Source organism: Streptomyces prasinopilosus (assembly GCF_001419695.1).
Classification (GTDB): Bacteria; Actinomycetota; Actinomycetes; order Streptomycetales; family Streptomycetaceae; genus Streptomyces; species Streptomyces prasinopilosus.
The window spans coordinates 1-8,940 of record NZ_LIRG01000203.1; the positions used below are offsets into that span (position 1 = coordinate 1).

9 protein-coding genes and 1 pseudogene are annotated in these 8,940 nt (G+C 74.4%); 3 read left to right on the forward strand and 7 right to left on the reverse strand.

The window, feature by feature from the left end:
- Positions 1 to 256, forward strand: a pseudogene (locus tag AOK18_RS33570) (phosphatase PAP2 family protein); the annotation flags it as partial.
- An 84-nt stretch (positions 257 to 340) separates the two neighbouring features.
- Here AOK18_RS33570 and AOK18_RS10155 read toward each other — a convergent pair.
- Positions 341 to 556 carry an I78 family peptidase inhibitor gene (locus AOK18_RS10155; protein WP_055571999.1) on the reverse strand — a complete coding sequence of 72 codons (216 nt, stop codon included), beginning with the start codon at positions 554 to 556 and terminating at the stop codon, positions 341 to 343.
- A 387-nt stretch (positions 557 to 943) separates the two neighbouring features.
- Positions 944 to 1,930 carry a helix-turn-helix transcriptional regulator gene (locus AOK18_RS10160; protein WP_055572000.1) on the reverse strand — a complete coding sequence of 329 codons (987 nt, stop codon included), beginning with the start codon at positions 1,928 to 1,930 and terminating at the stop codon, positions 944 to 946.
- A gap of 604 nt (positions 1,931 to 2,534) precedes the next feature.
- On the opposite strand from AOK18_RS10160, the gene AOK18_RS10165 reads away from it, so the two are divergent.
- Both AOK18_RS10165 and AOK18_RS10170 read left to right on the forward strand, forming a co-directional pair.
- Positions 2,535 to 3,419, forward strand: a complete 885-nt coding sequence (locus AOK18_RS10165) for a hypothetical protein (RefSeq protein ID WP_055694093.1) — start codon at positions 2,535 to 2,537, stop codon at positions 3,417 to 3,419.
- A 149-nt stretch (positions 3,420 to 3,568) separates the two neighbouring features.
- A complete protein-coding gene (locus AOK18_RS10170; RefSeq protein ID WP_055572002.1) occupies positions 3,569 to 4,009 on the forward strand; it encodes a hypothetical protein in 441 nt (146 codons plus the stop codon).
- A gap of 35 nt (positions 4,010 to 4,044) precedes the next feature.
- Here AOK18_RS10170 and der read toward each other — a convergent pair whose 3' ends face one another.
- The 5 genes from der to aroH form a co-directional block, all read right to left on the reverse strand.
- Positions 4,045 to 5,523: a ribosome biogenesis GTPase Der gene (der, locus tag AOK18_RS10175; protein WP_055694094.1), complete on the reverse strand. Its 1,479-nt coding sequence runs from the start codon at positions 5,521 to 5,523 to the stop codon at positions 4,045 to 4,047.
- A gap of 75 nt (positions 5,524 to 5,598) precedes the next feature.
- Positions 5,599 to 6,246 carry a lysophospholipid acyltransferase family protein gene (locus AOK18_RS10180; RefSeq protein ID WP_055573900.1) on the reverse strand — a complete coding sequence of 216 codons (648 nt, stop codon included), beginning with the start codon at positions 6,244 to 6,246 and terminating at the stop codon, positions 5,599 to 5,601.
- Complete coding sequence (cmk, locus tag AOK18_RS10185; RefSeq protein WP_055573899.1) at positions 6,243 to 6,923, reverse strand: (d)CMP kinase; 681 nt, start codon at positions 6,921 to 6,923, stop codon at positions 6,243 to 6,245. The genes AOK18_RS10180 and cmk overlap by 4 nt, the downstream gene beginning before the upstream one ends.
- Positions 6,924 to 7,176: 253 nt before the next feature.
- Complete coding sequence (locus AOK18_RS10190) at positions 7,177 to 8,262, reverse strand: prephenate dehydrogenase (protein ID WP_055694095.1); 1,086 nt, start codon at positions 8,260 to 8,262, stop codon at positions 7,177 to 7,179.
- Complete coding sequence (aroH, locus tag AOK18_RS10195) at positions 8,259 to 8,621, reverse strand: chorismate mutase (RefSeq protein WP_055694096.1); 363 nt, start codon at positions 8,619 to 8,621, stop codon at positions 8,259 to 8,261. Before aroH ends, AOK18_RS10190 begins: the two co-directional genes overlap by 4 nt.
- Positions 8,622 to 8,940 lie beyond the last annotated feature (319 nt).

Sequence of the window (8,940 nt, forward strand, 5' to 3'; positions counted from 1 at the left end):
CGCCCGGCGGGGCCGGGCGGCGCCCTCGGCCCCCGTGGCGACGCCGGTCATGCTCAGGCCCCTCGCCGGCCGCGAGGCCGGCACGGCCCCCGACCCGGTCTCCGCGTCCCGCCCGGCCGCCCGCCCGACCGCCCGGCCGGCGCCGGGTCCGTACTCGACGCGCGCGGAGCGCACACCGTTCTCCCCGGCCGGCAGCCGCCGTCCGCCGCACGGCGAACGCCATCCGCGCGGCAACACCCCGGCGACCCGCTCCTGACCCTCCCGCCGGGCCCCTCGGCGGCGGCCCGGTACGCACACCCCGGCCCCGGTCCCCTCGTGGAACCGGGGCCGTCGCCGTGTCTCAGCCCTTCCAGGACCGCGCCACCGTGCCGTCCTTCACCTCGAAGTTCAGCCGTCCCACGCGGTACTCCATGGTGATGATCGTCCCCGGTCGCAGCGTCCGGACCGTGGCCCAGCCGCGCTCGCGCGCGCGGGACTCGGCCCGGTCCACGGGCAGGCCCACATAGGCGTCCGGGCTGTCGTCGGGGTCCGTGGGGGATGTCGGAATGGGTGCCATACGGTCACGCTATGCCCTGCCCGGCGGGCGGGGAAGGCCCGGCCGGGAACACCCGCCCGGGATCCCCCTGCGGTCACACTTCTGTCACAGGATCACGACAGACGTTTATGCCGGCATGCATCACACGAATGGGTGGTTCACAGCCTCTCCGAACGTGGTCGAACACAATGGCCGGACGCCGCGCCGGGAGCCCCGATAAACCCGGTGGGGCGTTCCGGGGAAATGCCCCGGCCCCGTTCCCGCCATTCCATTCCGCCACCGGGACGACGCGCGCACCCCGGACGGACGGCAGCACGCGGAAACCCACGCTTCCTTCACACGATCCGCCCACCCCGCGGCCGGCCCGGTCGGAGGGCTGGGGGGGGAGGGCCCGGCCGGAGGGCGGCATCAGCTCGCCGCGCCGGCCTCCTCCGGCCGGGCCAGGGCGCGGGAGAGCCGGTCGCGGGCCGCGGTGATCGCGTCGGTCAGCCCGGCCGGTTCCAGCACCTCGAACTCGAAGCCCAGCAGCATCACGTGGACCACCAGGGCGCTGAAGCTCGCCGCCCCGGTGGTCAGGACACAGCTCTCCGCCCCTTCCGCCCGGAGCGTGCCGGTGGAGGGCGAGATCCGCGCCGCGGCCTCCTCCACGGGCACCAGCAGCCGTATCTCGGCCCGCGAGGCGTACACGTGCGTGGAGACGCCCCGGGACACGTAGGCGGCCAGGTCTTCGGCCGGGGGCTCACGCGGGGCGAAGCGCGGGCCGTGCGGGGGCCTCGGGGTGAGGCGGTCGACCCGGAAGGTGCGCCAGTCCTCGCGGCCGAGGTCCCAGGCGACCAGGTACCAGCGGCGTTCCGAGCACACCAGGCGGTGCGGTTCCACGGTGCGGCGGCTCGTCACGCCGTCGTGGCCCCGGTAGGCGAAACGCAGGCGTTCGGTGTCGCGGCAGAGCTGGGCGATCTCGGTGAGCACGGCCGGGTCGACGGCGTCGGCGCCCGGTCCGCGCAGCATCGGCACGGTGACGGCGTTCAGGGCCCCCACCCGGCGGCGCAGCCGGTCCGGCAGCACCTGTTCCAGCTTGGCCAGGGCCCGCACCGAGGTCTCCCCGATGTCCTCGACACCCTGTCCGGCCGCCGCGCGCAGCCCCACCACGACGGCGACGGCCTCGTCGTCGTCCAGCAGCAGCGGCGGCAGTTCGGCGCCCGCGCCCAGCCGGTAGCCGCCGCCGGTCCCGGGACCGGCGTTGACGGGGTAGCCGAGCGCGCGCAGCCGGTTCACGTCACGGCGCAGGGTCCGGGAACTGACCCCGAGCCGCCCGGCCAGGTCGGCGCCGGACCACTCGCGGTGGGCCTGGAGCAGGGACAGCAGACGCAGCAGTCGTGCCGAGGTCTCCATCATGGGCCGAGTCTGCCAGCCCTCGCGGACAGGAACCGTCCGCGAGGAGACGGGGCCCGTCCGGACGCCGGGCGGGGCACCGGCGGACACCCGGAGGGCGCCTCACCGCCGGCGCACGGGGCGGCCGGGTGCCGCCGCACCGGTTCGGCCGGCTCGGCGCGGACGCGCCGGAAGGGCCCTGCCGGCTTCACGGGCGCCCCCGGTACTTCCTGTACGGTCGCCGAGCCGACGCGAGGGTCCGGACGACCGGCGGACCGGTGTCGAGCGCCTCCTCCTTTCGCAAGTCGGTTCGACGCTAACCCCGATGGGGTCGATTCCAGGGCATCCACCCCATCCACCGATTTCCTGATTTATCGACCGGTGGAACGCCTGCCCCATGAGTCCCTTCTCCCGGTCAACGGCATTTCCACAAGGGGTAGTTGACGACAGGCAGCCGGTTCCCCGCCGGAAGTGACCGCGTGCGCAGGCCGGTTCGATTCCGCTCGCTCCCGGGCGTGACTCCCGCCGCGGATCGCCCGTTGTCATCTGCAGGAGCCGGGGGCCCGCCCCGGACCACGGCCGGAACCCACCCGGCCCCGCCACGCACCGCATCCCGAGGGAGCCCCCCGTGCCGCGCATGCTCGACGTCAGCAACGAGGTACGCGCCGAGATCGGCGACGAAGAAGCCGACCGCCTGCTCGCGGGAGATTCCGCCCCGGGCGGTTACGACTGCACCTCCTGCCGCACACCGGGCGATCCGGAGCAGGAGCGGACCAGCACGGTCCTGTTCGTCGGGGACGAGACCGCCGTCCTCGCCTTCGCCCACTCCACCTGCCTGCCCTCGCAGGTCGTCCAGGTCACCGAGGAACAGCTCCAGAGCGCCGCGCGGTCGATCAGCGGCTACGCCACGGCCCCGGCGGCGCCCCCGCAGGACGCACCGTACGCGCAGGCCGCACCGTACGCGCAGTACGCGGAGACGGCCCCGGCCGCTCCCTACCAGGCCGCTCCCCATCAGTCCGCGGCGCCCTACGCCGTGCCCGAGCAGGCCGTGCTCGGCGTGACCAGCGGACTGGTCCTGATCGCCGGGGAACTGCACCCGGCCCTGGTCGTCGAGCCGACCGCCCCGGTGGCGCGGCCCGGCTCCCTCGGGCCCGGCGACGACTTCCTGCCCCTGCTCATCGAGCAGGGCTTCATGCCCGTGACCGAGTTGTCCACCGCGCCGGCCGTGCTGCACGGCTGGTCGGTCCTGCTGGCCGTGGGACAGCTGCACGCGGTGCTCCAGCCGAACCCGAACGGCGGACAGCCCGTGGCCTGGTGGCAGGCGCACCAGCCGCTCCAGGTCACCGAGGGCTGGCGGGCGGCCGCCAACAAGCACCAGCAGGTGCTGCTGTTCGCGGCTCCGGTCGGCTCGATCGGCCGCCAGCCGCGCGAGGACCTGCTGCGCGACGCGCTGGACAGGGCCGCGGCGAACGGAAGGCTGGTCACGGCGGCGCTGCCGCTCGCCGGTCTCTGACCGGCCGACGACCGACGGCCGGTGAGCGACGGCCGACGACCGACCGGCCGGGACCCGGCTGCCGGCGACCGACCGGCGGGCAAGCCGGTGACCGGCGAAAACCCGTCCCCCGGCCGCATCCCTTACCGGGCGGGGTCGTTGGGAGATACGTGCACGCATACGACGCTCCCCGCCGCCGGCCCTTCCCGTTGGTCCCCGCACCCGTGCGGCGGCCCCAGGAGTCCACGGGCGGCCCCTCGGCCACGCCCATCTACGACGCGCTCTACGCCGAGTACGTGAAGTCCTTCCGCTCGCTGCCGGGCGACCGCAGCGGCGAGGAGAAACTGGGCTTCGCCGCCTTCGGAAGCGTCCCGCACGGTACGGATCCCTCCGTCGGCCACGGCTCGGGCACGTTCGGCGGCCCCGTCGCCGGTCCTGCCGCCGGCCCCATCGGCGGCGGGTCGTACGGCGCCTACAGCGCGGGGGCGAACAGTGCCCGGCAGAGCGCGGGGCAGCCGCAGTGGCAGCGCGTCCCGGCGGTCGGCCGGCATGCCGTCGAGAGGCGCCACGTCCCGGCGGCGCTGCCTCCGGCCCCGCGCCGGGAGGCCTGACCGAGGCGCACCGAATCCGCCGACGGCGGGTGGGGTCACTTCTTCTTGCCGCGCTTCTCGCGCACCCGCACCGAGAGGTGGAGGGGGGTGCCCTCGAAGCCGAACTCCTCGCGCAGCCGGCGTTCGATGAACCGCCGGTAGCCCGCCTCGATGAAACCGGAGGCGAACAGCACGAACCGCGGCGGCCGGGTGCCCGCCTGCGTGCCGAACAGGATGCGCGGCTGCTTGCCGCCGCGCACGGGGTGCGGGTGGGCGGCGACCAGCTCGCCGAGGAAGGCGTTCAGCCTGCCCGTCGGGACGCGGGTCTCCCAGCCCGCCAGGGCCGTCTCGATCGCCGGAACCAGTTTCTCCATGTGGCGTCCGGTGCGGGCCGACACGTTCACCCGCGGCGCCCAGGCGACCTGGCCGAGCTCGGTCTCGATCTCCCGCTCCAGGTAGTAGCGGCGCTCCTCGTCGAGGGTGTCCCACTTGTTGAACGCGAGGACGAGCGCGCGTCCCGCCTCCACGGCCATGGTCACGATGCGCTGGTCCTGCACCGAGATCGAGTCGGAGGCGTCGAGGAGGACGACGGCGACCTCGGCCTTCTCGACGGCGGCGGCGGTGCGCAGCGAGGCGTAGTAGTCCGCGCCCTGCTGGAGGTGGACGCGCTTGCGGATGCCCGCGGTGTCCACGAACTTCCAGGTCTTCCCGCCCAGCTCGATCAGCTCGTCGACCGGGTCGCGGGTGGTCCCGGCGATCTCGTTGACGACGACGCGCTCCTCCCCGGCGACCTTGTTCAGCAGGGAGGACTTGCCGACGTTCGGGCGGCCGATCAGGGCGATCCGGCGCGGGCCACCGACCGCCGTGCCGAAGGTCTGCGCGGGGGCCTCCGGCAGCGCCTCCAGGACCTGGTCCAGCATGTCGCCGGTGCCGCGGCCGTGCAGGGCGGAGACCGGGTGCGGCTCGCCCAGGCCCAGGGACCACAGGTAGGAGGCGTCGGCCTCGCCGCTCGGGCCGTCCACCTTGTTGGCGCACAGGACGACCGGCTTGCCGGCCTTGCGCAGCAGCCGGACGACGGCCTCGTCGGTGTCGGTCGCGCCCACCTTGGCGTCCACCACGAACACGACGGCGTCGGCCGCCTCGATCGCGTACTCGGCCTGCGCCGCCACGGAGGCGTCGATGCCGAGGACGTCCTGCTCCCAGCCGCCGGTGTCGACGACCTTGAAGCGGCGGCCCGCCCACTCGGCCTCGTAGGTGACGCGGTCGCGGGTGACGCCCGGCTTGTCCTCGACGACCGCCTCGCGGCGGCCGATGATGCGGTTCACCAGGGTCGACTTGCCGACGTTGGGGCGTCCGACGACGGCGAGCACCGGAAGCGGGCCGTGTCCGGCCGCCTCGATGGCGCCCTCGACGTCCTCGAGGTCGAAGCCCTCCTCCGCGGCGAGCTCCATGAACTCCGCGAACTCGGCGTCGCCGAGCGCCCCGTGGTCGTGCTCGTGCTCGGCCGAGCCGTCGGGCTGGATGTGGTCGTTCATGAAGTCCGTACCTCGTCGTTCATCGTGGTGGTCGGTGGAGCACCCGGTTCCGGGCGTTCCACTACTCAGTTTCCGTCAGCGCCCGGTGAGGCGCCTGGCGTTCTCCAGGTGCGCGGTGAGCTGCTTCTGGATGCGCTCGGTCGCCTCGTCCAGCGCCTTGCGGGTGCGTCGCCCGCTGCCGTCGCCCGCGTCGAACGGGTCGCCGAAGACGACGTCGACGCGGGAGCGCAGCGGGGGCAGCGCCTTTATCAACCGTCCGCCCCGCCCGGAACTTCCCAGGACGGCGACGGGCACGATCGGCGCGCCGCCGCGCAGGGCGAAGTAGGCGAGCCCCGCGCGCAGCGAGGCGAAGTCGCCCTCGCCGCGGGTGCCCTCGGGGAAGATGCCGAGGACTCCGCCCTGCTGCAGGACGCCCAGCGCCCGGGAGACGGCCGTGCGGTCGGTGGTGTTCCGGTCCACCTTCACCTGGCCGATGCCGGTCAGGAACGGGTCGAGCGGCCCGATGAACGCCTCCCGCTTGATCAGGAAGTGCGTGGGCCGGGGCGCCACGCCCATGACCATCGGACCGTCGATGTTGTGGGAGTGGTTCACGGCGAGGAGCACCGGGCCGGAGGCGGGCATCCGCCAGGCGCCCAGCACGCGCGGCTTCCAGAAGCCGTACATCAGGCCGACGCCGATGCGCCGTCCTATCTCGGCGCCCCGCGCCGACGGAACCTCGGTCACCGGCCGGCTCGCTTCTCCTCGACGAGGGTGACGACGCACTCGATGACCTGCTGCAGGGTCAGGTCGGTGGTGTCCACCTCGACCGCGTCGTCCGCCTTGGCCAGCGGGGAGGTCTTGCGGCTGGAGTCGGCCGCGTCCCGCTTGACCAGGGCCTCACGCGTGGCCTGCAGGTCGGCGCCCTTGAGCTCTCCGCTGCGGCGGGCGGCCCGCGCCTCCGGGGAGGCGGTGAGGAAGATCTTCAGGTCGGCGTCGGGCAGCACGGTGGTACCGATGTCGCGGCCCTCGACGACTATGCCGGTGACGGCGGAGGCGGCGATGGAGCGCTGCAGCTCGGTGATCCGGGTGCGCACCTCGGGGACCGCGCTGACCGCGCTGACCTTGGAGGTGACCTCCTGCTCGCGGATCGGGCCGGCCACGTCGACGCCGTCGACCGTGATGGCGGGCTTCTCCGGGTCGGTGCCGGAGAGGATCTCGGGCTTGCCGGCCGCGGCGGCGATCGCGGAGGGGTCGGCGGTGTCGATCCCGTTGGTCACCATCCACCAGGTGATCGCCCGGTACTGGGCGCCGGTGTCCAGGTAGCTCAGGCCGAGCTGCGCCGCCACGGCCTTCGACGTGCTCGACTTGCCCGTGCCGGACGGGCCGTCGATGGCGACAATCACTGGCGTGGAGCTTTCCACAGTGGGGACCTTCCTGAACCTGGCTGGCGGGGAGCGGGGCGCGAAACCGCCCCGCACAAGGTTACTGGGTGCGCGTCCCCCGATCGGCCGTACCCGGGGGCGGGGGCGCGACCGCTCCGGGGACCGGCACCGGCACCGCCCGCGGCGCCCGGGCCGGCCGCCGCGGGCGGCCGTCCGCCCACCGCGGACGGCAACCGCCACCCGCCACACGTCGTCCGCCACACGTCGTCCGGCGTCCGGCGTCCGGCAGGCGCTACTGCCGGACGGACCAGCCCCGCTCCCGCAGCGCGGCGGCGAGCACCGGAGCCGCCTGCGGCTCCACCATGAGCTGGATCAGACCGGCCCGCTGCCCGGTCGCGTGCTCGATCCGGACGTCCTCGATGTTGACGCCCGCACGGCCGGCGTCCGCGAAGATGCGTGCCAGCTGGCCCGGCTGGTCGTCGATGAGCACCGCCACGACCTCGTACGCGCGCGGGGCGGACCCGTGCTTGCCGGGGACCCTGGTCCGGCCGGCGTTGCCGCGGCGCAGCACGTCCTCGATGCCGGCGCTGCCCTCGCGCCGCTTGTCCTCGTCGGAGGACTGCAGCGCGCGCAGGGCCCGTACGGTCTCCTCCAGGTCGGCGCCGATGTCGGTGAGCAGGTCGGCGACCGGGCCGGGGTTCGCGGAGAGGATGTCGACCCACATCCGGGGGTCGGAGGCCGCGATCCTGGTCACGTCCCGGATGCCCTGCCCGCACAGTCGTACGGCGGCCTCCTCGGCGTCCTCCAGGCGCGCGGCGACCATGCCGGCCACCAGGTGCGGCATGTGGGAGACCAGGGCCACGGCGCGGTCGTGGGCGTCGGCCTCCATGACGACCGGGACGGCCCTGCAGTGCGAGACCAGCTCGAGGGCGAGGTTCAGCACCTCGGTGTCGGTGTCCCGGGTGGGTGTGAGCACCCAGGGGCGGCCCTCGAAGAGGTCCGCGCCCGCGGCCAGCGGGCCGGACTTCTCCCGGCCGGACATGGGGTGCGTGCCGATGTACGCCGAGAGGTCGAGCCCGCGCTGCTCCAGCTCGCGGCGCGGCCCGCCCTTGACGCTGGCGACGTCGACGTACCCGCGTGCCGCGCCGCGCTCCATGGCGTCGGCGAGCACCCGGGCCACGTGGGCGGGCGGGGCGGCGACGATCGCCAGGTCCACCGGTCCCCCGGGGGGCCCGTCGGTACCGGCGCCGAGCGCGGCGGCCGTGCGGGCCTGCTCCGGGTCGTGGTCGGCGAGGTGGACGGTGACGCCCCGCTGGGTCAGGGCGAGGGCGGCGGACGTGCCGATCAGTCCGGTGCCGATGACGAGTGCGGTCCTCACTGGGCGATGTCCTTGCGCAGGGCCGCCGCGGCGCCGAGGTACACATGGGCGATGCCGGCGCGCGGCCGGTCGGACTCGATGTGCGCGAGGATGCGCACGACGCGGGGCAGGGCGCCCTCGACGTCCAGTTCCTGGGCGCAGATCAGGGGGACGTCCAGGATGCCGAGCTTGCGGGCGGCGGCGGCCGGGAAGTCGCTGTGCAGGTCGGGCGTGGCGGTGAACCAGATGCTGATCAGGTCGTCCGTGGTCAGATCGTTGCGTTCCAGCACCGCGGTGAGCAGCGCGCCGACCCGTTCCTCCATGTGGCCGGCCTCGTCCCGCTCGAGCTGGACGGCACCCCGGACCGCTCGTACCGCCACGGCGTTGCTCCTTGCTGACGTGCGTATCGGTTGTTCGCCCGCCCAGCCTAGTCAGAACGGACACGGCCGGTGTCCGGTGCCCGCCCGCCGAGACGGCCGGTGCGAAAATGCCGTGATCTCCCCGAAATGATCCCTTTCCCCTCGATCCCCCAGGAGTGGCGACATGACCGGTACGACCCCGCACACAAGCCTGCGCACCACACGACGCGCGGCCCTCCTCGCGGCGGGCGCGACGGCGCTGGCCGTCGGCTGCGGCGGGAACGGGGGCGGCGACGCGGCCGGTGACGGTTCCTCGCCGGCCGCCGCGCCGGACACCGCC

What these genes read in the sequence shown, in the direction of transcription:
- AOK18_RS10155 (WP_055571999.1), bottom strand. Translation starts at nt 556, where the DNA reads ATGGCACCCATTCCGACATCCCCCACGGACCCCGACGACAGCCCGGAC.
- AOK18_RS10160 (WP_055572000.1), bottom strand. Translation starts at nt 1,930, where the DNA reads ATGATGGAGACCTCGGCACGACTGCTGCGTCTGCTGTCCCTGCTCCAG.
- der (WP_055694094.1), bottom strand. Translation starts at nt 5,523, where the DNA reads ATGAACGACCACATCCAGCCCGACGGCTCGGCCGAGCACGAGCACGAC.